The organism is Paenibacillus sp. JT31N11, assembly GCF_056269285.1.
Map to the genome: position 1 here is coordinate 207,236 of NZ_JBWDNQ010000004.1, position 25,949 is coordinate 233,184.

The 25,949-nt window shown below is 53.7% G+C and carries 25 protein-coding genes; 19 read left to right on the plus strand and 6 right to left on the minus strand.

Translation table 11 applies throughout. The annotated features are described in order from the left end of the window. The first annotated feature begins 56 nt into the window (after positions 1 to 56). The 5 genes from AC0YNV_RS16800 (at position 57) to AC0YNV_RS16820 (ending at position 4,808) form a co-directional block, all read left to right on the plus strand. A complete protein-coding gene (locus AC0YNV_RS16800; protein ID WP_475769080.1) occupies positions 57 to 998 on the plus strand; it encodes a hypothetical protein in 942 nt (313 codons plus the stop codon). Between the two features lie 95 nt (positions 999 to 1,093). Continuing rightward, positions 1,094 to 1,846, plus strand: coding sequence for an ABC transporter ATP-binding protein (locus tag AC0YNV_RS16805; protein ID WP_475769081.1), 753 nt, complete (start codon positions 1,094 to 1,096; stop codon positions 1,844 to 1,846). Continuing rightward, entirely contained in the window at positions 1,839 to 2,588 is a 750-nt protein-coding gene (locus AC0YNV_RS16810; RefSeq protein ID WP_210045547.1) for an ABC transporter permease, read from the plus strand. The genes AC0YNV_RS16805 and AC0YNV_RS16810 overlap by 8 nt, the downstream gene beginning before the upstream one ends. A gap of 14 nt (positions 2,589 to 2,602) precedes the next feature. Then, complete coding sequence (locus AC0YNV_RS16815) at positions 2,603 to 4,138, plus strand: sensor histidine kinase (RefSeq protein WP_475769082.1); 1,536 nt, start codon at positions 2,603 to 2,605, stop codon at positions 4,136 to 4,138. Further along, positions 4,110 to 4,808: a response regulator transcription factor gene (locus AC0YNV_RS16820; RefSeq protein ID WP_475769360.1), complete on the plus strand. Its 699-nt coding sequence runs from the start codon at positions 4,110 to 4,112 to the stop codon at positions 4,806 to 4,808. The genes AC0YNV_RS16815 and AC0YNV_RS16820 overlap by 29 nt, the downstream gene beginning before the upstream one ends. A gap of 45 nt (positions 4,809 to 4,853) precedes the next feature. On the opposite strand, the gene AC0YNV_RS16825 is transcribed toward AC0YNV_RS16820, so the two are convergent. Then, on the minus strand, positions 4,854 to 5,483 hold the full coding sequence (locus tag AC0YNV_RS16825) for a hypothetical protein (RefSeq protein WP_475769083.1): 630 nt from the start codon (positions 5,481 to 5,483) through the stop codon (positions 4,854 to 4,856). Between the two features lie 173 nt (positions 5,484 to 5,656). Between AC0YNV_RS16825 and AC0YNV_RS16830 the strand changes: the two genes are divergently transcribed. The 4 genes from AC0YNV_RS16830 (at position 5,657) to kduD (ending at position 8,705) form a co-directional block, all read left to right on the plus strand. Then, a complete protein-coding gene (locus AC0YNV_RS16830) occupies positions 5,657 to 6,052 on the plus strand; it encodes an acyl-CoA thioesterase (RefSeq protein WP_475769361.1) in 396 nt (131 codons plus the stop codon). A 266-nt stretch (positions 6,053 to 6,318) separates the two neighbouring features. Further along, complete coding sequence (gene kduI / locus AC0YNV_RS16835; RefSeq protein WP_210045600.1) at positions 6,319 to 7,149, plus strand: 5-dehydro-4-deoxy-D-glucuronate isomerase; 831 nt, start codon at positions 6,319 to 6,321, stop codon at positions 7,147 to 7,149. Positions 7,150 to 7,176: 27 nt separating this feature from the next. Next, the gene (locus AC0YNV_RS16840) at positions 7,177 to 7,950 is read left to right on the plus strand and encodes a DeoR/GlpR family DNA-binding transcription regulator (protein ID WP_475769084.1); all 774 of its coding nucleotides are present in this window, start codon (positions 7,177 to 7,179) and stop codon (positions 7,948 to 7,950) included. After that, the gene (gene kduD / locus AC0YNV_RS16845; protein ID WP_475769085.1) at positions 7,947 to 8,705 is read left to right on the plus strand and encodes a 2-dehydro-3-deoxy-D-gluconate 5-dehydrogenase KduD; all 759 of its coding nucleotides are present in this window, start codon (positions 7,947 to 7,949) and stop codon (positions 8,703 to 8,705) included. Before AC0YNV_RS16840 ends, kduD begins: the two co-directional genes overlap by 4 nt. Positions 8,706 to 8,888: 183 nt before the next feature. Here the strand turns inward: kduD and AC0YNV_RS16850 are convergent, their stop codons facing one another. Further along, on the minus strand, positions 8,889 to 9,083 hold the full coding sequence (locus AC0YNV_RS16850) for a DUF2188 domain-containing protein (RefSeq protein ID WP_210045552.1): 195 nt from the start codon (positions 9,081 to 9,083) through the stop codon (positions 8,889 to 8,891). A 150-nt stretch (positions 9,084 to 9,233) separates the two neighbouring features. On the opposite strand from AC0YNV_RS16850, the gene fumC reads away from it, so the two are divergent. The 8 genes from fumC to AC0YNV_RS16890 all read left to right on the plus strand — a co-directional run bounded on the left by fumC (position 9,234) and on the right by AC0YNV_RS16890 (position 17,787). Continuing rightward, positions 9,234 to 10,616 carry a class II fumarate hydratase gene (gene fumC / locus AC0YNV_RS16855; protein ID WP_475769086.1) on the plus strand — a complete coding sequence of 461 codons (1,383 nt, stop codon included), beginning with the start codon at positions 9,234 to 9,236 and terminating at the stop codon, positions 10,614 to 10,616. Positions 10,617 to 11,009: 393 nt separating this feature from the next. After that, complete coding sequence (locus AC0YNV_RS16860) at positions 11,010 to 11,987, plus strand: VanZ family protein (protein ID WP_475769087.1); 978 nt, start codon at positions 11,010 to 11,012, stop codon at positions 11,985 to 11,987. A gap of 98 nt (positions 11,988 to 12,085) precedes the next feature. Next, positions 12,086 to 13,048 (plus strand): aldolase catalytic domain-containing protein, encoded by a 963-nt coding sequence (locus AC0YNV_RS16865; RefSeq protein WP_475769088.1) that lies wholly within the window; start codon positions 12,086 to 12,088, stop codon positions 13,046 to 13,048. Between the two features lie 139 nt (positions 13,049 to 13,187). Continuing rightward, positions 13,188 to 13,922 (plus strand): FadR/GntR family transcriptional regulator, encoded by a 735-nt coding sequence (locus AC0YNV_RS16870; protein WP_475769089.1) that lies wholly within the window; start codon positions 13,188 to 13,190, stop codon positions 13,920 to 13,922. A gap of 123 nt (positions 13,923 to 14,045) precedes the next feature. After that, entirely contained in the window at positions 14,046 to 14,774 is a 729-nt protein-coding gene (locus AC0YNV_RS16875; RefSeq protein WP_475769090.1) for a (Fe-S)-binding protein, read from the plus strand. Next, positions 14,774 to 16,405: a LutB/LldF family L-lactate oxidation iron-sulfur protein gene (locus AC0YNV_RS16880; protein WP_475769091.1), complete on the plus strand. Its 1,632-nt coding sequence runs from the start codon at positions 14,774 to 14,776 to the stop codon at positions 16,403 to 16,405. Before AC0YNV_RS16875 ends, AC0YNV_RS16880 begins: the two co-directional genes overlap by 1 nt. Further along, positions 16,392 to 17,171: a LutC/YkgG family protein gene (locus tag AC0YNV_RS16885; RefSeq protein WP_475769092.1), complete on the plus strand. Its 780-nt coding sequence runs from the start codon at positions 16,392 to 16,394 to the stop codon at positions 17,169 to 17,171. The genes AC0YNV_RS16880 and AC0YNV_RS16885 overlap by 14 nt, the downstream gene beginning before the upstream one ends. Positions 17,172 to 17,187: 16 nt before the next feature. Continuing rightward, positions 17,188 to 17,787 carry a hypothetical protein gene (locus AC0YNV_RS16890; protein ID WP_475769093.1) on the plus strand — a complete coding sequence of 200 codons (600 nt, stop codon included), beginning with the start codon at positions 17,188 to 17,190 and terminating at the stop codon, positions 17,785 to 17,787. Positions 17,788 to 18,062: 275 nt separating this feature from the next. On the opposite strand, the gene AC0YNV_RS16895 is transcribed toward AC0YNV_RS16890, so the two are convergent. Continuing rightward, complete coding sequence (locus tag AC0YNV_RS16895; RefSeq protein ID WP_475769094.1) at positions 18,063 to 20,975, minus strand: MMPL family transporter; 2,913 nt, start codon at positions 20,973 to 20,975, stop codon at positions 18,063 to 18,065. Between the two features lie 297 nt (positions 20,976 to 21,272). Here AC0YNV_RS16895 and AC0YNV_RS16900 point away from each other — a divergent pair, with 297 nt between their 5' ends. Further along, positions 21,273 to 21,851, plus strand: a complete 579-nt coding sequence (locus AC0YNV_RS16900; RefSeq protein WP_210045560.1) for a TetR/AcrR family transcriptional regulator — start codon at positions 21,273 to 21,275, stop codon at positions 21,849 to 21,851. A 98-nt stretch (positions 21,852 to 21,949) separates the two neighbouring features. Here AC0YNV_RS16900 and AC0YNV_RS16905 read toward each other — a convergent pair whose 3' ends face one another. Together AC0YNV_RS16905 and AC0YNV_RS16910 are read right to left on the minus strand one after the other, a co-directional pair. Further along, entirely contained in the window at positions 21,950 to 22,930 is a 981-nt protein-coding gene (locus AC0YNV_RS16905; RefSeq protein ID WP_475769095.1) for a ribose-phosphate diphosphokinase, read from the minus strand. 85 nt (positions 22,931 to 23,015) lie between these two features. Beyond that, the gene (locus AC0YNV_RS16910; RefSeq protein ID WP_475769096.1) at positions 23,016 to 23,318 is read right to left on the minus strand and encodes a hypothetical protein; all 303 of its coding nucleotides are present in this window, start codon (positions 23,316 to 23,318) and stop codon (positions 23,016 to 23,018) included. 394 nt (positions 23,319 to 23,712) lie between these two features. Between AC0YNV_RS16910 and AC0YNV_RS16915 the strand changes: the two genes are divergently transcribed. Next, positions 23,713 to 25,080, plus strand: coding sequence for a VWA domain-containing protein (locus AC0YNV_RS16915; protein WP_475769097.1), 1,368 nt, complete (start codon positions 23,713 to 23,715; stop codon positions 25,078 to 25,080). Here the strand turns inward: AC0YNV_RS16915 and AC0YNV_RS16920 are convergent. Beyond that, entirely contained in the window at positions 25,037 to 25,909 is an 873-nt protein-coding gene (locus tag AC0YNV_RS16920) for an ATP-binding cassette domain-containing protein (RefSeq protein ID WP_475769098.1), read from the minus strand. The two genes, AC0YNV_RS16915 and AC0YNV_RS16920, sit on opposite strands and share 44 nt — an antisense overlap. Between the last annotated feature and the right edge of the window lie 40 nt (positions 25,910 to 25,949).

Genomic DNA, 25,949 nt, shown 5'->3' on the forward strand with positions numbered 1-25,949 from the left:
TAAGAAGCACCAGGGAGCTTCACCGAAGAGGCTTTCAAGAACAGGAGGAAATAAAGATGAATAAGAAAAAGAAATGGTTGTCCTTTGGAATTCCGTTAACGGCAGGTGCGGTTCTGCTGGTCGCCAGCGGCTTCACCGCAAGCGCAGGCTCGGCAGGCTATGATGCTTACAAGGAAGCGCTGAAGACCAATACCAATGTGAAGAGCGTTACAGCCGATGTGTCGGTTACGGTCAGCGACAATGGCGCCGAGAAGCTGAATGCCAAGGCGAAGCTCAAGCTGGATAAAGACCAGGGCGGAGCCAGCGGCTCGCTGACATTGGGCGGAGAGGGCACGGAGCCCATCGCGGTGAATATGTATCATCAGAATGAGCAGATGATTGTCAAGAACGGCAAGGATGACATGTATTACGTCATCGATCCGCAGGGAGCGCCGGAACATGCGCAGCGCAAATTTGGAAACCATGAACCGGACGGGGACGGTTTTCCCAAGGAACTGGAAAATGTCATTGATACGCTGGTCGGCAATGTGAAGCAGCAGGTGGAGCTGGATGAGCAGGCGGATGGCGTCAAGCACATCTCCCTGGATTTAACGGGAAGCCAAATTCCTGCGGCCGTCAATGCCATTGGTTCCTTGTTGATCAAACATGCGGGCAGCGGCGCTCAAGGCGAACATAATAATGCGGCGGGACCTGCGGATTCCATTCACCAGCAGCTGCTTGGCGGAGAATGGCAGCCGCAGCTTCCGGAACTGGCGCAGGATGTCCGGATTGAAGCGGTCAGCCTGGATGCACTTATCGGCAAGGATAACCGCATCCAGCATCAAACTGTACAAATCAAGGCAGCAGGCAAAGATGAAGCAGGTGCCGATCACACCGTAACGGTAACGCTGGATGCCGGACTCTCGGCTTATAACAGCACGTCGCCCGAAGTAATCGATATGGATAACAAGCAAGTGGTAACGGTTGATCCGGCTGAAGAATGGGGCGGACAGCAATAATCATCAGGAAACAGCATCGGGCCGGACACAGCAATACCAGATGAACGTTGTCCGGCCGATTTTTCGCCAATTTTTCATAAAGGAGTGTGAATAATATGCGAACAGGCGCTTCTCCGGCTATTCTGGAGATCGATGGAGTAACGAAAATATATAAAAACGGCCGCGGCATACGCGATATCAGCTTCAAGCTGAATAAAGGCGACATTTTCGGCTTGTTCGGCCCCAACGGGGCGGGTAAAACGACCTTGCTGAAGATTTTGACGGGTCTTTGCGCTGCGGATTCGGGAAGCGTGACGCTGTTTGGCAGCAGAATTACAGACCGGTTCGAGCTGGCGATGACGGGCACGGGCTGCGTGATCGAGACGGCGGACGCTTACGAATATATGAGCGGTCACGCCAATCTGAAGCAGGCGGCAAGGTTCTATAAAGATCTGCCGGCAAAGCGGATTGATGAGGTGCTGGAAATGGTCGGTCTTACTCTCTACAAGGGAGAGAAGGTCAGCGGCTACTCGCTTGGCATGAAGCAGCGGCTGTCGCTTGCGGGAGCGCTGCTCTCCTCGCCGGGACTGGTCATTCTGGATGAACCGACGAATGGACTTGACGTAGAGGGCATTATAGACGTTCGCCGCATTATCAGACATCTGTCGGAAACGGAAGGGACCGCTTTTCTGATCTCCAGCCATATGATGAACGAGATGGAGATGACCGTAAACCGCATCGGCATTATGAATGGCGGCAGGCTTATTCACAAGGGCGAGGCGGATGAGCTGCAGCAGCAGGGCGTCACCATGGAAGAATACTATCTGGCTGCGGTCGTAAAGAGCAGGGAAGGGGTATCTCATGCATAGTCTGACTGCAGGTATAATCAATGAGCTGGAAAAATGGTGGCTGCAGCGCAAAACGAAGTGGTTTCTGCTGTTTCTCGTCCTGATCCCGGTCCTGGCCGCATGGCTGGTCGCCCGTGTTCAAGGGAATGCAGGCATTTCGGCCATTGTGGGCAATGATTTTCCGCTGATCATGCTGGGGATATTGACCACTGTACTGCTGCCGCTCTATTTGTTCATGTGCGCAGCCGATTCCTTCACGGCCGAGACCGCCATGCGGACGTTGAAAATCACACTGGTCCGGCCGATTACCCGGACAAAAGTATTCACAGCCAAGCTGCTGTCGCTGGCGCTTATTGTCGCGGCTGTGCTTGCCGGCGGCTGGGCGGCCTCCGCATTGTCCGGACTGTTTCTTCCGGATGGCGGCAGCACATGGGGAATAGCCAGGGGACTGGGCGCTTATTTCGCCGCTTTCTTCCCGATGGCGGTAATAGCCATATTCGCGGCACTCGTCGCTCAGTGGTTCAAAAGCAGCACAACGGCCATTGTCGTTTGTATCGCAGTTTATGCGGCATTGAAGGTGCTCCCGTTGTTCCTGCCTGAAGCTGCTGTTTGGTCCCCCTTCGCCTACACCGACTGGCATGAGCTGTGGCTGCAGCCAAGTGTACCGGTGCTGAGGCTCATGAATATATTCGTCTTTATCTCGGCGTACAGTATAATAGGATATACCGCCGGATTGTTCAGATTTACCGGCAAATCATTATAACAGGGGCGCTTGGCATGTCTATCCGCAAGAAATTACTGCTGTCTTATATCGCAATGGTCGTTGTGCCGATTATTGTCTTTGCCTTGACGGCTGTCATCCTGGTAACCCTGTTCTTGAATGATGCGCTGGGGATCAAACCGCTCAGCAGAATCATCGGGGATTTTGAGAATGTCAAGGAATTCCGCGAAGCGATGGACCAGAAAACGGAATGGACTTCGGGGCTTGCCTTCTTCGCCCGGCATGAGCCGGATCGTCTCGAAGACACCGCTTTTCTGGAGAAAACGGAGAAGGAGCTGGACCCTCTTGATATCCGGCTGATTATCGCGGCAGGGGATAAAGTCCGGTATAGTTCACCGGCAATTGAAGACAGCAGCGCTGCCGCCCTGCCCAGGCTTGGGGAGTTTGATTCAAGCGGCGCTGGCGGTTATCATAGCGATACATTCAAATTAGACGGCATTGACTATACGGTTTTAAAATACGCTTTTACGCTTGACGACGGAAGTCCCGGTGTCATGTATATTTTGGAGGAAGACCGGCTTGCCGATCTTGCCCGGTTATTTTTTGTAATCGTGCTGCTATTCGTGATCCTGATCGTCGGCTTGACCAACGGGCTGCTGACTTATCTGGTATCCCGCGGAATTCTGAGGCCGCTTAATGCGCTGAAGCATGCGGCGGAGCAGATCAAGGAAGGCAATCTGGATAATGAGCTGAAGGTAATCAGAAAAGACGAAATCGGCCAATTAAGCGCCACCTTCGAAGAGATGAGAAAACGGCTGAGAGCGTCGATTCATACGCAGCTGCAGGCTGAGGAGAACCGCAAGGAGCTGCTCTCCAACATCTCACATGATCTTAAAACACCGATCACGGCCATTTCCGCCTGCGCCGAGGGGATGCGGGACGGCATAGCCGATACGCCGCAGAAGCAGGCCAAATATATTGAAATGATTCATTCCAAGGCGGCGCATCTGGATCGTCTGATCGATGAGCTGTTCCTGTACTCCAAGCTGGATCTGAGACGGCTGCCGTTTCATTTTGAACAGACCGATATTAATGCTTACCTTCATGCCTTTGCGGATGAGCTTCATATGCATCCGCAGTACAGCGGGATCCGGATTATGTATGACCATACACAGGGCAAGCCGGTAATGGCTGTGGTGGACCGCGAGAAGCTGGGCAGAGTAATTGCCAATATTGCCGATAACAGCTTGAAGCATATGGACAAAAAGGAGAAAGAAATCCGTATTGAGCTGTTTGAGAACAAGCAGCTGCAGGAAATTACGGTAGCGATAAAGGATAACGGACGAGGCATCGAAGCCGCTGGTCTGCCCCATATTTTTGACCGCTTCTACCGTACGGATCTCTCCAGGAACAACGATACCGGGGGCAGCGGGCTGGGCCTTGCAATTGTGAAGCAGATCGTGGAGGAGCATGGGGGCCGGGTATGGGCGGAAAGCGTCCCGGGAGAGAGCACGACCATTTTGTTCACATTGACAACCCCGAAGGGGTATAAGGGAGAGCATGATGAAAAGGATCTTGATCATAGAGGATGATTCTGTAATCGCCGAAGTGCAAAAGGATTATTTGGTGGCGAGCGGCTTCACCGTGGACATTGCGGCAACCGGCGATGCAGGCCTGGAGCAGGCGATGAAGGAAAGTTTCGACATGATTATTCTGGATTTGATGCTCCCGGGTGTGAATGGGTTCGATATTTGCAAGGCCATTCGCCAGACGACCCATATTCCGATTCTGATGGTATCCGCCAAGCGTGAGGAAGTAGATAAAATCAGAGGCTTCGGTCTGGGGGCGGACGATTATATTGTGAAGCCGTTCAGCGTTGGCGAGCTGGTCGCGCGGGTGAAGGCGCATCTGTCCCGCTTTGAGCGGCTGACAGGCAGCACCGGAACAGGGAGCAGCCCCAAGGATCAGATCCGGATCCGCGGTTTGTTCATCGACAAGCTTCCGCGGAAGGTATTTGTGGAGGACCGCGAAGCCCTGCTGACGACCAAAGAATATGATTTGCTGCTTTATTTGGCTACAAACCCGAACCGGGTGTTCACCAAGGAGGAGCTGTTCGAACGGATCTGGGGACTCGACTCGATGGGGGATCTGCCTACCGTCACTGTCCATATCAGCAAGCTGAGAGAGAAAATCGAGCTGAACCCGTCCAAGCCCCAATATATCGAAACCGTATGGGGGGTAGGGTACCGCTTTAATTTGTAAGGCTATCGTACTCTTCTGTGTCTTGCGATAGCGCTCTTAAGCGCCTTAGTCGGTCCCCACCGTGTCATGGTTAACGGCAATAATACCGTATTTCTGCGGCGAACCGGCGGTAGCGCCGAACCACATCTCGCCATTGCCAACCATGACGCCCTGATCATTGACGAACAGGCTGTCGGTCTTTTGATTGGCCAATGCTTTCTTCACAGGTGCAGTCAGAATTGCGTCATATTTATTGATGAAATCCTCTTTGTTTTTGATGATTGTATTTGCTTTGGCCGTATTCAACCGCATGGGAAAAAGCACATAGTCCGCAACCTGATCTTTATCTCCTCCGGCAACCGCCGATTTGATCTGATCGAATATGGCCTCGAATGCTTCCGGATCATCGATCCCTGCAGCAGCGTAAGGATTATTGGCAGCGGCATTGGAACCGGCTTCCGGCTGATTGGCAGCGGGCGGTTCTGCTGTTGGCTGAGTCTGGTAATGGTCATTCTCCGGGGCAGCTGCGGAATCCGGAAGCCCGCTGCCGCTCATGGGGGAGTTGGCGCCGGAGCCGATATTGTAATTGGAACCGCAACCCGCCATCAGGAAGAGGCAGAGGGCGAGGGTGCCGGAAATGGCGGAGGAATACAGCCATGTGCGGAAGATTTGACGGGAATATGCTGTTCTGGTCATGGATATTCATCCTTTCCTGTAAGCTATAGTTTCTATCTTAACGCAAAATATGTCTGTAAGCATGAAGGGGGAGGACGGCATTGCTTGGATTTTCTTTGACAAGCCAGCTGCTTATGGCTACCATTAGTAATCATTTGACGCCTTTTGAAGGGGCGGTGAAGGAGCCGGATGCCATGCAGGCTATAACGTCTATTATGGTCCGTTCAACCGAAATTGATGTGAATGGACATGTGAATAATGCCAAATATCTGGAATATCTTGAATGGGGCAGAGAAGAATGGTATGAGCAGTCTGGGCTTCATTACGATGTTTTTCTGCAAATGGGCATTCAGACTGTAACGGTAAATATCAATATCAACTACCGGAAGGAATGCAGACAAGGCGACCAGCTGCGGATTATAACAGTGCCCGAAAGAGCCGGCCGAACCAGCTATGTGTTGAGCCAGCAAATCCTGAACGGGCAGGATGAGCTGTGCGCCGATGCGCTTATCACCTGCGTCGCCATGAATGCGGAGACCAGAAAAAGCCGGGAGCTTCCGGAAGAGCTTCGCCGTTTATTTCCGGATTGAGGCCTCCTGCCTGCCAAGAAGCTTCATAAGCGTGGAAGACCAGGCAGGCGTAAAGCCTGAGAGAGAGCATGATTGAAATCAAAGCCCGGAACAATAATCATACGAATGGAACCTGCAGGCGCGTGTGGCCGTGGAGGTTTTTTTATTTTGCCGGACAGGGCTGGCAGCTGATATAAAACACTTTCAAAAAAGCGCTTTCTATACTATAATGCTAGTAAACAAACCAAAACGAACATTATAGGAGGAAATAAGTAATGAAAACGGAAATGGATATTCGCCATGCCTCACACCCGGACGATGTTAAAAGGTATGATACGGAAGCGCTGAGGAAGCATTTCCTCATTGAGAACTTATTTGAAGCCGGACATATTCATATGACTTATACCCATTATGACCGTTTGGTTATCGGGGGCGCAGTTCCCACGGAGCAGCCGCTTGCTCTCGAGGCCCCGCAAACGCTCAAGACCGAGTATTTCTTTGAGCGCCGCGAAGCGGGCTTTGTTAATCTCGGCGGACCCGCTGTCATCACCGTCGACGGGGAGAAGCATTCCCTGGCCCGGCTAGACGCTCTTTATGTAGGAAAAGGGACGAAAGAAGTCCTGCTTGCAAGCGAGAATGCCGCTGAACCGGCCAAGCTGTATTTCTGCTCCGCCAATGCCCACCATCAGCTGCCGGCAAGCAAAATGGCCATCGACAAGGCCAATCCCAATCATCTGGGTTCACTGGAAACATCGAATGAGCGTACGATCTATCAATTTATTCATGAAGGCGGCCTGCAGAGCTGCCAGCTGATGCTGGGCATTACGATTCTCAAGCCGGGCAGCATCTGGAACACCATGCCTGCGCATCTGCATGACCGGAGAATGGAAGCCTATCTGTATTTTGACCTGAACGCGGATGCCCGTGTGTTCCACATGATGGGGCAGGCGGAAGAGACGCGTCACATTGTGGTTGCCAACGAGCAGGGGGTTATTTCTCCGCCCTGGTCGATTCATTCGGGCGCAGGCACATCGAACTATTCCTTCATCTGGGCGATGGCCGGGGAGAATTACACCTTTAAGGATATGGACATTGTGCAGATGAATACATTGAAGTAGGAGCCACTCGGAAGGAGCGTCAAATTCATGCTGGCCGCAACCAGACAACGAAAAATCATAGACGAGCTGCAGCAAAGCGGAGCGGTAAAAGTGGCCGAGCTCAGCGCATCGCTGCATGTCACGGAGAAGACGATCCGCGATGATCTGGAGAAGCTTGAAGCCAAAGGGCTGCTCAAGAGAACGCATGGAGGCGCCGTTCCGCTTGAGCCCAGCGAAGAGAACATCTATCCGCTGGTATATCCGAACAACAAGCTGGAGAAGGCCAAGGAATCCATTGCGGCTGCAGCGCTGAAGCAGATCGAGCCAGGCGACATCATCGCTCTGGATGGCGGCAGCACGACGCTGGCGATGGCCAGGCGGCTTGAGAACAAGCCGCTCACGGTCGTTACGAACGATGTCATGATTATCCGCGAGCTCGCGCTGCGCGACCAGATCAGGCTTGTCGTTCCAGGGGGATACCGGCAGCATAACCTGCTGCTGCATCCGGAATCGCTGGAGTGGGTGAGCAGGATGAATATTCATAAATTTTTCCTGTCCACGACTGGCATTCATGAGGAATACGGCTTCAGTGTGTTTACGCCGGAGCTATCACCGATCAAGCGGATGTTCATCGAGGCTTCCAGGCGGGTGATCTGCGTTGCCGACCACAGCAAATTCGACAAGGGGGCGCTGTTCACCTTTGCCGCCCTGACGGAAGTGGAACGGATTATTACGGATGATGGGCTGGATAGCTCCATAAAGGGCAAATATCAGGCTCTGCAGGTAAATATTGAGCAGGCAGACAGGAGTGGGAATGAGTGAGTACATTATTTGACTTGACCGGCAAATCCGCTATCGTCACCGGTGCATCCCGGGGAATTGGCAAAGCCATTGCACTGGCGCTGGCGGAAGCCGGGGCCGATGTGGCGCTTGTAACCAATCAGACCAATCCGGCCGATATTGTACAGGAAATTGCGGCATTGAACCGGAAATCCGTTGTCATCAAGGCGGATCTGTCCGACGAAAGCAGGCTGCCTGACGTTATAAACCAAACGATGGACGCCTTCGGCAAAATCGATATTCTGGTCAACAACTCCGGCATTATCCGGCGCACGCCGGCTGCCGATCATGCGGCTGCCGATTGGCATGATGTCATCAATGTGAATCTGAACGCGGTTTTCTTCCTCAGCCAGCTGGCCGGAAGGGAAATGATCCGGCAGGGTTCGGGAAAAATTATTAACATCGCCTCCATGCTCTCGTTCCAGGGAGGAATCAATGTACCGGGCTATACAGCCAGCAAGCACGCCGTCGCGGGTGTAACGAAGGCCTTAGCCAATGAATGGGCCTCCAAAGGGGTGCAGGTAAATGCCATTGCCCCTGGTTATATCGCCACGGACAACACGGAGCAGCTGCGCAAGGACCCTGACCGCAGCAGACAGATTCTGGAGCGTATCCCTGCGGGTCGATGGGGCCGCGCCGAGGATCTGAAGGGGCCGGTTGTGCTGCTTGCTTCTGCCGCATCGGACTATATGAACGGCCATGTGATGTGCGTGGACGGCGGCTGGATGAACCGCTGAGCCTCCGGCATACAGCTTAAGAGGCAGGAGAGCTGCGAGTCTCTCTCCCGCCGGTCAGACAAAAGGGTGTCCTCCGAAATGCCGGAGGACACCCTTTTGTCTTTGAGACAGCAGTTAAATTTCCGAAGACATTCATTCGAACCGGAATCGCCCAATAAGCGAAACGGCATGCAGGAGGGGCGGCTAATGCCCTTTTTTCCGCACCTGCTTGTCATGGTCCTCCGCCCACTCCTTCGCCTGCGCGGTGGCGATGGAAATCGCCCGGCCCTCTTCATAACCGTCCTTCAGCAGGGCATTGGCGATCTCGATCGCTTTCTCCCGCACGGGAGCCATGAAGTTTTTCAGGGAATCGGGGTAATCCTCTTTGGTCCAAGGCATAAGGGTTCCTCCTACCGGTTTAGGCTTGTCTCTTTATTTAGCCCTTTTTGCTCGGCGATAAACAGGCAAGTCCGGCAAAAATCGATTATCGGGCAGCTTTAATGTAAAATGATTATGGACATGTACAAATTAAAAAAGAAGGTGACGAGAATGGAATTCAGAACGGAAAAGGATTCGATGGGCGAGATTCAGGTTCCCGCGGACCGTTTATGGGGTGCGCAAACAGAGCGCAGCCTGAATAATTTCAAGATCGGTACGGAGAAAATGCCCGTTGAGCTGATAAGCGCTTTTGCCTATTTGAAGAAGGGAGCCGCACTCGTAAACAAGGAGCTTGGCAAGCTGGATGCAGCGAAGGCCTTGGCCATATCGGATGCCGCCGACGAAATTATTGCCGGCAAATGGACTGGGGAATTTCCTCTGGCGGTCTGGCAGACCGGCAGCGGCACACAGTCGAACATGAACGTCAATGAGGTGATAGCGCGCCGGGCCGGACAGCTCCTGGCACAGCAGGATGCCGCTGGCGATGTGAAGATTCATCCTAATGACGATGTGAACCGTTCTCAGAGCTCCAACGACACTTTTCCGACGGCCATGCATCTTGCGGCGCTGATTACGGTGGAAGATACCGTGCTGCCCGCCATCGCCCAGCTCAAGGCAACCCTCCAAGCCAAAAGCGAGGCATTCGCCGACGTGATCAAAATCGGGCGTACCCATCTGCAGGACGCGACGCCGCTGACGCTTGGCCAGGAAATAAGCGGTTGGGTGCGGATGCTGGAGAAGGGGGAGCGCAATGTCAGAACCAGCAGCGAGGAGCTTCGCGAGCTGGCGATTGGCGGAACTGCGGTTGGCACCGGCTTGAATGCGGACCCGCGGTTCGGGGAGCTTGCCGCTCTGGAACTCAGCCGTCTCACCGGCAAGAAATTCAAGAGCGCTCCGAATAAATTCCATGCCCTGACCAGCCATGACGAGCTGGTATTTGTGCATGGCGCATTCAAGGCGCTGGCCGGGGATCTGATGAAGATCGCCAATGACGTGCGCTGGCTCGCAAGCGGTCCCCGCTGCGGAATCGGCGAAATCAGCATTCCCGAGAATGAGCCGGGCAGCTCGATCATGCCGGGTAAAGTCAACCCTACCCAGGCCGAAGCCTTGACCATGGTGGTATGCCAGGTCATGGGCAATGACGCGGCGATCGGCTTTGCCGCCAGCCAGGGCAATTTCGAGCTCAATGTGTTCAAGCCTGTTATTATCCACAACTTCCTGCAGTCCGCAAGGCTGCTCGCAGACGCGATCCGTTCCTTCGATGAGCACTGCGCTGTGGGAATCGAGGCCAACCGCGACGCCATCGCAAACAATCTGAACAAATCGCTTATGTTGGTCACAGCCCTTAACCCGCATATCGGTTATGAGAATGCGGCGACCATCGCCAAGTCTGCGCACAAAGAAGGGCTTACCCTGCGGGAAGCCGCTGTCCGCAGCGGTCTGATCACCGCAGAGAAGTTTGACGAGGTCGTCCGCGCTGAAGATATGATTTGATCATGGACCGGTTGATTAATGAAGGTAGAGCGCTTCTTTGAGGCTCTGCCTTTTTTGTTTTTGCAGCTAGACAGGCAGCTTTCTCTAATAGAACAATTGCAGGCAGCGGCATCTGCAGGTTTCTTACATTCCTGCAAGCTTCGCGGCTTGATTGTAAGAAGAATCAATTCGCCGGATTTGCGCATCGTAGTATCATAGGTGCATGGCGAATAAAGCCGCTCCGATGCAAGGAGGTGAGCTACCATCCATTTCGCGCTGGACAATTATTTACTGCCTGTTCGATATGCGCTGATCAGCTTCCCTGTACTGGCATTCTTCTTTACACTGCCTTTTCTGATTGTGCAGTACAGGAGATACGGCTATATTAATAAAATCCGTCTGGTTGTCCTATATTTGCTGCTTTTGTACATGCTGACCGCGTTGTACCTGGTTATTTTGCCGCTTCCGGCCAACCGGCATATCTGCTCCGGAGCAGCAGGTCCGGCAGCGTCGTTCGTTCCTTTTCAGTTCATCCGGGACATGCTGAGGGAGACGCAGGCTGTAGCCGGCATGCCGCTGACCTATTTGAGGCTGGTTACGGAGCGGGCTTTTTTGGAGTCGGCTTTGAATATTGCGCTGCTTGTTCCATTTGGACTTTTTCTGCGTTATTATTTTCGCCGTTACGCTGCTGCTGCGCTGATTATTTCTTTTATGATGTCGCTTTTTTTCGAGATCACCCAGGTTACGGGCTTGTATGGCATCTATGATTGTCCTTACCGTCTGTTTGATGTGGATGACTTGATGCTGAATACGGCCGGCGGGATGCTCGGCTACAGCATTGCCCCGTTATTGACAAGATTTCTCCCGAATGTGTCCCGATTGGACGAAAATATCGATTTGGCGGCCAAGCAGGTGGGCTATATCCATCGATGGGTGGCGCTCCAGCTGGACGGGATTGTCTTGCTCCCGTTTCTGCTTGCATCTCTGCACAGCGGGAAGCCTGCGGTCACGATTTTGCTTCTGCTTGCTTATTATACAATGATGCCTTTCCTTACAGGAGGACGGACAATTGGCAAATGGATGGTCCGGATTCGGCTTCAAGGCAGAGGAGGCAGGCCGAGGCTGAGTGAATTGCTTGTCCGCTACGGTCTGCTGTACGCGCTGCTTGGCGGTATGAATGCGGTTATCATCAGCGGTGCCATAACGGACCGGGGATGGCTTCCGACGCTTCTGTATATAGGGGCAGCCGGTGTAGTTGATATTGCGCTGGCGATCCATGTCCTGCTGAAAATGTTCAGGGGCGACAAACAGCTTTTTTACGAGAAATGGAGCGGCACCCGCCATGTTATCATGACAAATGGCGACAGCGTTTCCCGCGAAAAGGAATCCTGACAGCCGGTTATTTTGGACAATTTGGCTTTGCGTTCATGATCATTTTCAAGTATCATGAATAGAAAAGACAAGCTACGCTAAAGGAGCCACATATGTATATGAATGCTAAAACAAATCATTGCAAAATCGTCGACTGTACCATTCGCGACGGCGGACTCGTTAATAACTGGGATTTCAGTGTCGAATTCGTTCAGCATCTGTATAACAGCTTGAATGAAGCGGGCGTTGATTATATGGAAGTTGGCTACAAAAACTCGCCCAAGCTGCTGAAAGGCGCGGAATCTGCGGGACCTTGGCGTTTTCTGGACGACGAATTCCTGCACAAGGTTATTCCTCAGAAGCTGAACACGAAGCTGTCGGCGCTTGTCGATATCGGCCGCGTGGACGAGAACGATATTTTGCCGCGCGAGCAAAGCATGCTTGATCTGATCCGCGTTGCCTGCTACATCCAGGATGTAGAAAAGGCGCTTGAACTGGTGAATGTGTTCCATGAACGCGGCTATGAGACAACGATTAACATTATGGCTCTCTCCAATGTTATGGAGAACCAGCTGCTCGAAGCTTTCGAGCTGATTGAAGCTAGCGTAGTAGACGTGGTTTACGTGGTTGATTCCTACGGCAGCCTGGATCCGAATGATTTCAGTTACCTGATTGAGAAATTCCAAAAGCATCTTCCAAGCAAACGCCTTGGCGTGCATACGCATAACAATATGCAGCTGGCCTTCGCGAACACGCTGATCTCCGCCGAGAAGGGCGTCGAGCTGCTTGACGCATCCGTCTACGGAATGGGCCGCGCGGCGGGCAACTGCCCGACAGAGCTGTTGGTTGCTCACTTGAAAAACGTTAAATACAATGTGCGTCCGGTACTGGATATGATCGAGAAATATATGATCCCGCTTCGCGAGAAGGAAGAGTGGGGTTATATTATTCCTTATATGATTACCGGCATGCTGGATGAGCATCCGCGCTCGGCAATGGCCCTGCGGGATTCGGCCGACAAAGACAACGCCGTGGATTTCTACGACAAGCTGACGACGCCGGAAGTTCTGCACAGCAAATAAGCAGATTCCCGACGTCCCGGAAGCATCAAGACCAGCGAGGGCTGTCCTGTCCGAATAGAGCGTATGTGGCAGCTCTGTTCGACGGGGCAGCCTTTTGCTGTAATGGGCGGTCTATAAATTGATGGACAGGGGGAGTAAAATGTCATTCGCCAAAATATCCACCCGCAAGATCTATGAGCAGATCGCCGATCAATTAAAGCAGTTTATTCTGGAGGGCGGATGGAAGAGCGGAGAGAAGCTCCCTTCCACGAAGGAGCTGTCGGAGCAATTCCAGGTGGGGCGCTCGACAATGCGGGAAGCGCTTAGCGCCCTCAGGGCGATGGGGCTCATTGATATCCGGCAGGGTGAGGGCTGTTATGTACGGACAGTGGAATCGGCCGATATCAAAATGCCAAGCTTTGATTCGCTGCTGCTGAGCAGGGAAGCGATCTTTGAGCTGATGGAGGCCCGTATTGCCCTGGAAGCGGCCAATGCGTCAATTGCCGCTAACCGCCGGACGGATGAGGATCTCGCCGCATTCCGGCAGCTGCTGCAATCGATGCAGGAGCATCTGGGGGACGAAGCCTTTGGGGAAGCCGCCGATATCGAATTTCACCGGCTGCTGGCCAAAGCAACGCATAATTCGATTATGATGCGGCTGCTGGATACGATATCCTCGCAGATGGAAGCGGCCATCCGCGAAGCGCGGCGGATTCAGATCTATGGCAGCAGACAGGTCTCCGTCCAGCTCTGGGAGGAGCATGAGGCCATCTACAAGGCCATGGAGGATCGCGATCCGGCAGGAGCGGAGAAAGGGATGCGCACGCATCTTACCCATGTCGAGCGAGTGCTCCGTGCCTATTTGGGAGAAGATACGGCAGAGGGTCAGGAATGAAGGCAATTGGGAAGCTCAAAGAGATTAACGGGCTTAATAATTTGCTCTTTATTTTTATCCACATGTCTGATAAGCTGATATTAGAAAATAAAACGCATACAACGAGAGGGGACTCGTCTACAGATGAAAGTATCCTTATTCATAACCTGTCTTGCCGATACGCTATACCCGGAAGTGGGGGAAAGCGTTGTTCGTGTGCTCAGCGATTACGGCTGCGAGGTTGATTTTCCCGAAGCCCAGCTGTGCTGCGGCCAGCCAGCCTTCAACAGCGGATATCAGGACGAAGCGCGCGAGGTCGCACGAGGATTGATCCGGGCATTCGAGCACAGCGACTACGTGGTTTCTCCGTCGGGCTCCTGCACCGGAATGGTGCATCATTATTATCCGTACCTGTTCGAGAACGAACCGGAGTGGAAGGAGAAGGCGGCTGCTCTCGTGGAGAAGACCTATGAATTCTCGCAGTTCCTTGTCAGCGTGCTGGGCGTAACCGATGTCGGCGCTTCGTTCCCGCATACGGTCACTTACCACCCGTCCTGTCATGCCATGCGATTGCTCGGCGTAAGCGAGGAACCGCTTCAGCTTATCGGCGCCGTTAAGGACATCGCCTTTACCGAGCTTCCGCGCAAGCAGGATTGCTGCGGGTTCGGCGGTACCTTCGCGGTCAAGATGGCCGACATGTCGGAGGCGATGGTGTGCGATAAAGCCGCCTGCGTATCCCAGACCGGCGCAGAGGTGCTGGTGGGTACGGATATGGGCTGCCTGATGAACATCGGAGGCCGGCTGAACAAGGAAGGCAAGCCTGTGCGGGTCATGCATCTGGCGCAGCTGCTGGACGAAGGGAGACGCGCATAATGAGTCGAACAACGGATCAATTGACTGAGGATCGGGAGAAGCCGCAATCACCTACCACCCCCGGCAAGGGGCATCATGAGCATGTGCTGTCGCCAATCGGCTCCGAGCTGAAGAAGCGGACACGCGCAGCGCTCAAGGATGATTTTTTGCGAAAGGCCGTGGCCTTCACAACCGATAAGCTCCGCAACGGACGGCTGGGCGCCGCTGATGTATTAGGAGATTGGGAAGCATGGAGGGAACGCGGACGCGCTATCCGCGAGCATACGATTTCGCACCTGGATTATTATCTGGGACAGTTCTCCGACAATGTCGTGAAGAACGGCGGCAACGTGTATTTCTGCAAGACAGGCGATGAGGCTGTCAGCACCTTCATGGATATTGCCAAGAGCCGTAATGCCAAGCTCGTTGCCAAAGGGAAATCGATGGTGTCGGAAGAAATGCATTTGAATCACGCTCTTGAGGATGAAGGTATCGAAGCGATTGAGACGGATCTTGGCGAATATATATTGCAGTTGGCGAAGGAAACGCCTTCCCATCTGATTATTCCCGCCATTCATAAGAACAAACAGCAGATCGCCAATCTGTTCGAGGCGGATTCCGGACGTCCCTTCGAGCCGGAAACGAAGATTTTGGCCCAATATGCCAAGAAGAAGCTGCGCAATTACTTCCTTGAGGCGGATATTGGCCTTACAGGCTGCAACTTCGGTGTAGCGGAGACAGGCTCGATCTCGCTCGTTTCCAATGAAGGGAACGGACGGATGGTTACGACGATCCCGAAAGTGCATGTCGTGGTGATGGGAATGGAGCGTCTGGTGCCGAACTTCGAGGATCTTGAGGTGGTGCTCAATCTGCTGGCGCGCAGTGCGACCGGGCAGAAGCTGACCGCATATACGTCGATTCTGACGGGCAAGAAAGGACCGCAGGACCTGGACGGCCCTGAGGAGCTGCATGTTATTATTCTGGACAATGGCCGCTCGGGCCAGCTGGGCGATCCCATCTTCCAGGATGTGCTGAACTGCATCCGCTGCGCAGCCTGCCTGAATGTATGCCCGGTCTACCGCAACGTCGGCGGACATACGTACGGGTCCGTTTACAGCGGCCCGATCGGCGCCGTGCTGACGCCGCTCCTGCAGCAGGATATGAAGGAAGCGGGTACTCTCGCCTATGCATCTAGCCTTTGCGGCGCTTGTTACGAAGCATGCCCGGTGAAGATTCCACTGCATGACATGCTGGTGCATCTCCGTCACCGCAAGGTGAAGATGAAGCTGACCGGTCTGCCGGAGCGTGTGGCCTTCAAAGCATACGAAACGATGTTCGGCAATGTCACGCTTTTCAAGCTGGCGACCAAAGCCGGCTATTATCTGCAGAAGCCGCTTGTCCGCAATGGCTTCATCAAGAGCGGGCCGCCGCCGTTGTCTGGCTGGACCCAGTCACGCTTCATGCCGATGCTGCCGAAGCAGAAGTTCCGCGACAAATGGGCCGCGCTGCAGGCTGAGCTTGCCGCCAAAGCCAAGGCTGACTCGCAAAGCGGCAAGGCGCCGGTGAAGGCGGATGCTGCAGGAGCCCAAGCAAGAGCTGAAGCGATTCAGCAGAAAAACCGCAAAGGAGGCGGTAGCCATGGCGCCAACTAATGGTATAATGCATGGTAAAGAAGAGTTTATGAAGCGGATCGCCAATAATCTCGGGCGCAAGAGCCCGATGAGTACGCCGCCTGCGAAGCCGATCCGCGGCGTGCCCGATCACTATCGGGCAGTCGAGCTGACGGCGGAAGAACGCCTGGATGCATTTATCGCCAACTGGACGGCGCTAAGCGGCAAGGTTCTGCTCGTAGACGAAACTGATGCGCCGCATACCATCGGCCAGTATTTGCTGCAGGTTTGCCAGGATCATGATATTACCCGCACCGTGCGCTGGAATCATGACGGCCTGAATGCCCTTGAACTGGATGAGACGCTGCGCGGAGGGGGCATTGAATCCCTGATCTGGCGCGAAGGCGGCGAAGCTGATGTGAAGCCGCGCGACCTGCCGACCGGGCCCGACGGCAACTGGGCAAGGCGCAGCGGGCTGCTGCAGGCAGCCGAGCAAAGCCGCCTCGGGATTGTCTGGCCGGACAGCGTGATCGCTAATACCGGCACGCTAGCCTTGTTCAGCGAAGGCGGCAAAGGCCGTTCGGTCAGCCTGCTGACAGAGGTTCTGTTCGCGGTCTTCCGGGCAGACCAGATCGTGACCCGCATGGGAGACACGTTCCAGCTCTTCCGTGCGCTTCATCCGGATGCGGCGGCGATGCCTTCTTCCCTGAATCTGATCACGGGACCAAGCCGGAGCGCCGATATCGAGAACGATTTGACCATTGGCATACACGGGCCGGGCAGCGTGTACGCGATTATCATTCAATAAAGAGGAGCGATTATTTATGTCCAATCATGAACAATTGAAGCGCATTACCGATCGTATTCAGTCGCGTCAGGAGCCGCAGAAGCTTTCCCCCGCATCGGTGTGGGACCCGGCGCTGAGCGCTGAGATCGAGAGCCTGAATTTCACCACCCCCACAGCCCATGCGGCCGTGGACAAGGCGATGATTGCGCTGAAGGCGGGCCTTCATTTGTGCAATGACAGTTTGGACGAGTCGCATTCCTATTCGCAGGAAATAGAAGATGACAGTACGGGCAGCTACTGGCATGGCATCATGCACCGGATGGAAGGCGATTATTCGAATGCCAACTACTGGTTTCACCGCGCCGGGGCACATTTGTCGCAGGCGAATATACAGGTCAGGGTAAGCGATTATTTGCGGACCGACGTTGATCTGGAGAAGCTGCCGCAAGGGGCTGTGCGTGAGGCATTGAAGGCAATCAGGGACGCGCAGGTCTGGCGGGCACAGGTGCTGACCGATGCCATCGCAGCCCAGGAGCGCGGCAGGGAGCAGGAAGAGACCCGAACGGTGCTGGAAATGATCCAGCGGATTGAGCTCTCGGAGCTGCTTGCTTTCACTGTGACAGCTGCAACCAAATAATAACCTCTCCTTAACCAGACGCAAAAGCCTTGGCTCACCCCCGCATAAAGGGTTGGAGCCAAGGCTTTTCTTAAACGATGTGTAAGAAGAAAGTATAAAATGTGCCTTGTCTTTTATTTTTGAGAAAGAAACTAACTTTGCCTCCATAGGACGGCGAAGTTAGCTTCTTCTTAAATATGAAATAAATCCGCTCTAGTTTGCTGCTTTTTCTGAGGGAAGAAAGCTTCTGCCCCCGCAGAGGGACTTGCGGCAGCCGTTTCTTCATTCCTGCAGGATTATTCCGTACGAACGCTGTGCGCTTTGGCTGCGTCTCCGGATACGGCCGGTGCGGATTCGCGGCGGCGTCTATTGAACGGCCACCAGTTGGCTTCGCCGACGAGATTGGCCAGAGCCGGCACCACAAGCCCCATGAAGACGGTGGAATAAAGCACCAGACCGATCACGATGCCTGCCCCGATCTGCAGCAGCGTATTCACGCCGGAGAGCATCAGCGCGGCGAAGGTGCCGCCCATAATGACCGCTGCGGAAATAATGACGCCCCCGGTCGTGGACATGGCCCAGGACACCGCGTAAGGTATTCCGCCGGGGCGGTATTCTTCCTTGAAGCGCGCCATCAGGAAGATGCTGTAATCGACTCCGAGCGCAACGATGATGAGGAAGATAAAGAACGAAGCGCTCCAGGACAAGCCCGTCTGCCCGAGCAGCCGGACAAAGATGAATTCAACGATGCCCATCGTGACGAAATAGTTGAAGCCCAGCGAGAGCAGCACATAAAGCGGCGCAAGGAACGAGCGGAGCTGAATCATCAGCAGGATGAAAATGCCGAGCAGGACAAGCGTTCCTGTACGCGTGAAATCATTTTGCGAAATGCCCTTCAGCTCCTCGATCTGCGCAGAGGTGCCGCTTACCCGTATTTGCGGTTCGGCGATGGCGCTTTTAGCCAGACTCTGCCGCAAGGTATCACGCAGACTATCCACGGTAACAAGCGCTTCCTCCGAGTAAGGATTAACCGAGAGGATCACGTCCACCTTCGTCGTCCTGCCGTCTTCGGACATGTAATATTCGAGCGCCTGCTGCAGCTCGGGACTGTCCAGCGCTTCCTTGGGCAAATTCCAGCCGGGAATCTGGCTGCCGCCGATCATCGTCTGGGCATCCTTGACCTGCGTCAATCCCGTTGAGATGTCGGAAAGTCCCTTGGCGCCGTCATTCAGACCGCTGGTTAGCTCGCTTAAGCCGCCCTTCAGCCTGGCGGCACCATCGGCCGCCTGCGATTGTCCCTCTGCCAGCTGCCCAAGTCCGCCGGAGACGCCTGCGACACCGGGGTTCAATTGGCTGAAGCCCTGCTGGATGGCTGAGGCTCCCTTGGTCAAATCCTTCAAGCCTCCGCTCAATCCCTGCTGCTTGCCGAGCAGCGCCTTCACATTGGCATCCTCTGCAAGCTCGGGATGCGCTTTAAGCAGCTTTTGAAGATCCCCGCTCATGGAATCGGCAAGCTTGGCGCTCTGCGATAACCCTCCAGCCACCTGATCGGAGCCCTTGGCTGTATCCCTCAAGCCGCCATAGATTTGGTCCAACCCTTCCTTGGCTTTGGTTGTCTGGGCCGCCATCGTGCGAAGTCCGCTCGCCAGCTTGCCGATATCGCCCTGACCGTTTGTAATGGAGCCGCTTGCGCTCGTTAAGCCATCCGCAATCTTATCGACCCCGTTCTTCATCTCATCCAGCGCTTCTGTAGCCTGGGTCAGCTGATTGGGTACGGTTAAGTCGGCGAGCTGCTCGCCGAGCGGCCGGATGGCGCTGCGCACCTCTTGAACACCCTCCAGCTGAGATAGGCTTGCGCTCGCGGTTTCAATCGCAGCCAGCGCTTCCGGCGTCCGCATGGAACCGGAAGAGGTAAGCGCGATCGACACCGGGAATACCTCTCCGGAGCCGAATGCGTGCTCAACCTGGCGAAAGCCCTGCACCGAGCTGTGGCTGGGGTCGATCTCGGTGATATCGTCGAAGGAGCGTTTGCCCTCGAACAACAGCGTAACCGGCGCAAGCACAATAACCGTGACGAGCAGTACGGCTACCGGCCTCCGCGCGGCAAGGGAAGCCATTGCGGTCCACAGCCTGGATTCGCCATGCCCCTGACCGCTCTTTACTTTCGATGGCCAGAACGTGGCGCTGCTGAAGATCATCAGCAGTGCGGGGGTCAAAGTGAGGCCCGCGATCAGGGTTACGGCTACCCCGATGGATACGCCCACTGCGGACTGATACAGTCCGAACTGTGCGAAGCCGATCAGGAAGAAGGCGACGAATACCGTGCTGGCGGAGAAAGCCACCGTTCTGCCAACGCTCTTCATGGTGCGCACCAGCGCTTCGACTTTTTCCCCGTCGCGGCTGAGCTCCTCGCGGAACCGCTGGATGAGAAGGATGCAATAATCCGTTCCGGCTCCAAAAAGCACAGCAATAAGGAAGGATTCCGTGAAAGAGGAGACAGGCATTCCGTAATCGGTTGCCAGTGCCACCAGGCCGCGTGTGATCACAAGCGACATGCCGATGGTCAGCAGCGGAATAAATGGGGTCACGGGCGAGCGGAAGACGATGAACAGGATAATGAGCACCAGTCCTACGGTAAGAAGCTCTGTCTTCTTCAAGCCTTCCTCCGAGCTTTTCTGAAAGTCCTTGGCGATAGGAGCGCTGCCTGTCAGAGAAACCTGGCTTCCGGCAGGCGCGCCCTGCACTTTCCCGTTCAGCTTGTCTACGGCTTCCTGGGTGATTGTATCGTTCTCGACCCGGTCGAAGCCGACGATAAACATCTCTGTGGTTCCGTCTTTGCTGCGGAATTTAGTGGCGAGCTCAGGGGTATCGTAAGCCGACTGAACCGACTTGAACCCTTCCTTCCCGCTTAATTCGCGAAGCTCGGCGGCTTTCTTCTCGAGCCAGGCCTGGTCGTCCTTGGTCAGGCCCGTTTCCCGTGAATAAACGACAATGGCGCTGGACTTCGTCGTAGATTCCGGATCAATCTGTTCCAGCATTTGTTTGGCCACTACCGATTCGGAGTCCGCCGGTATGAATTTCTGTTCGGTCTTGCGCACGATCGACTGCAGGTCTGGCAGTCCGAGCATGGCGACCACCGTTATGACCAGCCAAGCGATCAATACGATCCACTTCGCACGGGCCAGACCGCGGACAAAGCGTTCTGTCATGTTAGTTCCTCCCCATCTGTCTCACATTCATTCTTATTCACAAATTCACGATCCATATGAATAGTTATAGCCGATATTAAAAATAAAATCAATAATATTGTACTTACGGTCATAATTTTATTATGTGAAATTTCTTTGATAATAATAGGGTTTGTCTTTGTTTTTAATAATAGATATCAGGAAAAAAGATGAATAAATGAACCGAAGGTCATAAATGTTTACGCTATCAAGGCAAGTATGGTAAACTAAGGCTAGCATGTTGTTATCCAGAACACGAAGCGAGGAGAACCAGCTGACATGAATCGGGAACTAAAAAAGGAACAAACGCGAATACGGATACAGGATGCTGCATATTCGCTGTTTTCCGAGCAGGGCTACGAACATACGACCATAGAGCAGGTTGCCAGGCTCGCAGGTGTCGCCAAGGGTACGTTCTTCAATTATTTTGCCTCCAAGGAGGATCTTATACATGAGCTGCAGGGTGTATTCGTCATGACGGAAATCGCGAAGCTGAAAGCGAAGCCAGGTCCGCTTATACCGCGCCTGAGAATGCTGATCTTTCAGATGGTCCAGCAATTCCCCCTTAATAAATCGTTGACGAGGGCGATGTTTCAAGCGGATTTGGCGGGAGGAGCCGCGCTAGTCAAGCACAACTGCATGGTGGAGGAAATGCTTGAGGTCATTGTTCCTACGATTGTTCTCGGTCAGGAAAGCGGGGAGCTGCGCCAGGATATGCCTGCCGCAATGATGGGGCGGCTTGCGCTGCAGACGTATTTTGGAACACTGGTCATGTGGTCCATGTCCGACGACGATGAGCCGATTGACGAGCAGATGGCGCTCACCTTCGATTTGTTTTTCAAAGGAATTGCAGGATAATTTCCTCCGACAGCAAAAGCCCCGCCGGTTTAGGATTCATGCCGGCGGGGCCTTTGCTGCCAATATAGGCTTGCATCTTATTTTCTTCCGGGTGCTTATTATTCAAAGGATGAGGGAATGACGGTAAGAGGCACCTTTTCAAACAACGGACTGACCGATTCGCTCCGGTGAATACGGCCAATGGCTTCGCCAAACAGAGGCGCGACGGAGACAATTTTGATTTTGCTGGAGCAAGTCAGATTCGGATTCTCAACCGAGTCCGTTCCGATAACAAATTCGATCGGGCTTTCTTCCAGCTTGTGGACAGCCGCCTCGGTGAAGGCAAGATGGGAAAGACAGGCGACGATGCGGGTGGCTCCCTTGATTTTCAGCCATTTGGCGAGCTCAATTAAAGTGCCTCCCGACAAGGAGAAGTCGTCCACGATCAAAGCGGTCTTGCCTTGAACATCCCCGATAATCTCCATCATTTCGGCTGCTTCATTATGATCATGTCTCGTCTTGTCGCCGATTGCGATCGAAGTGCCAAGATTATTGGCAAATTTCCTGGCCTGCTTGGCAAAGCCGGCATCGGGAGAGACAACGACCATATCCTGCAGCTTCATCTGCTTCACAGCTTCGCACAGAACCGGCAGGGCAAACAGATGATCCACCGGCTTTTTGAAAAAGCCCTGAATCTGGTGGCTGTGCAGATCCATGGCCACCACCCGGTCGGCCCCCGCAAGCTCTATGGATTCCGCACATACTCTTGCTCTTATCGATACCCTCGGCTCATCCTTCTTGTCGCCCTTGGCATAGCTGAAATAGGGCATGATCACCGTCACAGAATTGGCGCTGGCGCGTTTGAACGCATCGATCCAGAACAAAATTTCCACAAATTCGTCATTGGGCTTTACGCCGATGGATTGCACCAGATATACATCCTTATCCCTGACGGTTTCACCAATTCGGACAAACGTGTTGCCATCGGAGAAGGTCAGCGCTTCGGAATGGCCAAGCTCCACCCCAATATAGCGGCACATTTTTTGGGCAAAGGCTTGTCCTGAGCTGCCGGCAAATATTTTTATTTCATTGTGATTCATAAGATTCCTCCGGGGTTTTAGGATATGAATGAAAAGGCTGTTGATGATGTAAGGGAAACAATCAGTTCAGGCGGCGGCGGCGCTGTCAAAAACCGGGAAGAACGCCGTCACCGCGAATGGCCGCCGCATGATGCTTCGTATTGGGATGAAGATATCCGACGGCCTCGAAGGCCCGCCCTCCCAGTGTGACGCCGCTTAAATCCACACGAATATCCTCACTCTGCTCAAATTCGCGCAGTAGAGAGGTTTGGGTTATGCCATCGAGATCAATATACCACAGCCGGAATCCGGCTTCCGTGACAATAACAAGCTGTGCGGAGGTAAATACGAGTCTGGTTGATGCGCCATTGCGCGCAATAGTAAGTTCCGCCAGCATATAAGTCTCCAAGATGCTGCCTCCTTAAACCCTTATGATTCATTTAGATGGCCTTTACCTTTTCTTTCAGAAGAAAGAGCAGGCCACATACTTGGCCTTTACCTTTTCTTTCAGAAGAAAGAGCAGGCCACATACTTGGCCTTTACCTTTTCTTTCAGAAGAAAAGTCAGGCCATCAACCTGGCCTTTACCTTTTCTTCTTATACTACAGGATAAATGTCGAAAAAAATACGTTTGTTTCGATATTTATACGCTCATTCCATAAATCATGGACTTAAAATTTTCACACTCCTGCGATCTTTGCAACAATTCCCAATCTGGAAACGTCGATTAGTTCAAAGCCATCCATAAATATACAGAGGTTGGTTTTCGAGGAAGTTTATCCAGTTGACAAGGGGGAAGTTGGGATGCCGAAGAAAACAGAGAATGCAGCTTTATCGGCAATGAGATTGCTGGGAGTAATTGGTCTCTTCATTGGCGTACTGGTGCTCGGTGCCGCCTGTTCGTCCAATGAGAACGACAGCAGCCGGAATGACAGTACGAACACGGCTGCATCAGCGGATCATTCGCAGGAGGGGAAGGAGGCTGCAGCCGGAGATGCGACAACGGACAGCATGTCCGAGCCGGCGGCGGGCGACCGCGCCGTGAGTTCTTCCGAGGAGCATTCAGACAGCAGCAGGCCGTTTGAAGAACCGGATCGGCGTCAGACACCGGAGCCCCAGGCGGGCATGCTGACCGCGGGCGAATGGAATGATCTTGACCGTTGGAGCGAGTGGGAGGAGCTTCTGGACACCTCTGAAGGCGCGGATAACCGCAGATACTGGTCTTTTTTTCAATTTGAACGATTGCAGGTAAAGGTAACCGGCGATGGCCGTCCGGTCCCGGATGCGGAAGTCGCCGTGATAGGTCAAAACGGGCAATCCGTCTGGGAAGCCCGGACCGATGCGAACGGCACAACGTCCGTATTTGCCGATTTATTCGAGCAGCAGGGAAACCGGGCCAATTATCTGGTTGAAGTGAAGGCAGGGGGCCAAACGAAGCGTTTTGAAAATGTGGATATTCCCCGGAGCCGGAACAGCGCCCTTGAGATCAAGCTGGATCAGGGTGTGCCGGTCTCGAATGCGCTTGATCTGATGCTCGTTGTGGATACAACCGGTTCAATGGGCGATGAGCTGAATTATTTGAAAACCGAGTTGAAGGATGTCGTTCAGCAGGTCGAGGACGATAACGGGCAGCAGCTCGGGATAAGGGTCAGCACGAACTTTTACCGTGATGAAGGCGATGATTATGTCGTGAAGCCCTACCCGTTCACCGAGGATGTCGAGAAAGCCGTAAAGCAAATTTCGGAGCAGCGGGCAAATGGCGGCGGGGATTTTCCGGAAGCGGTGGACCAGGCGCTGGACAGCGCCATTTATGACCATGAGTGGAGCGAAGAGGCGCGGGCAAGGCTGCTGTTTCTAGTACTGGATGCGCCTCCTCATCACGACAGTTCCATTGTGAAGCGAATGCAGAAATTGGCCCAGGAGGCGGCAAGCCAAGGCATCCGGATCATACCCATTGCCTCAAGCGGCGTTGACGTGAACACGGAATATTTGATGCGTTTCATGGCTGTATCCACAGGAGGGACGTATATTTTTCTTACAGACCACAGCGGAATCGGGGGCGATCATCTGGAGCCGGCAGTGGGGGAGTATGAAGTCAAGGCGCTGAATAATCTGTTGGTGGACGTGATTAACCGATATTGTGAGACTGGTCAAAACATCGGCAGCGAATGAAATAAGCATCCTCGATTGTAGTCGTTTGTCTCATGAAATGAGCAGCTGGAGGCGCATCGCCGATACAACGGACTGTGTAAACCTGTTCCTCTGTACTCACCTGGAGAATGACGTCAGGATCAAGCTTGCTGTATGCGTTATGATCAAGCTGCCCCTCCCAGACCGATAAGGGCAGGCCGCTGTGCCAGTCCCCGATTGAGCCGTAATAGCGGATCCGCCCATTATCCAGCCAGATCACCTGGTCTGCCCACGCCTCCCATTCATTAAGCTCATGCGTGGAGACGATAATCGTCTGGTTGCGGGCATGCGAGGCCATAAAGCGGATGAACCGCAGCCTTTCCAGAGAATCAAGCGCATTCAGCGGCTCATCCAGAAAAATATAGGCAGGTGATCCAATCCACGCTTGTGCAAGTGCAATCCGCTGCCGGATGCCTTGTGCAAGCGTTTTGATTTTTCGGGTCTTATAAGGCGCAATATGAAAAGCATTCATCAAATATTCCAGATGACGCTCGTCCGCGCCTCCCTTGAGCTCTGCCAGATAATGCAGCAGCCTGGCAGCTTTCATCTCCTCGTAAAGCTCAATCCCGGTAGGCACAAATCCGATCATGGACCTTATAACGGGCAAATCTCGTTCAGCGGTCAACCCGTCGTAGCGAATTTCACCGGCTGCAGGGAACTGGGCGGTAGCCAGCAGCTTCAGCAATGAGGATTTCCCTGCGCCGTTGCGGCCGACCAGCAGCGTAATGCCAGGCTTAACGGCCAATCTGGGAATCCGCAGCTGGAAATCCGTACCGGCCGCGCGCCAGATGACTTGCTGGAGCTCCAGCATCCTGATTCCTCCTTTGATAAAGTAGAGTTCTCTGGGCAAA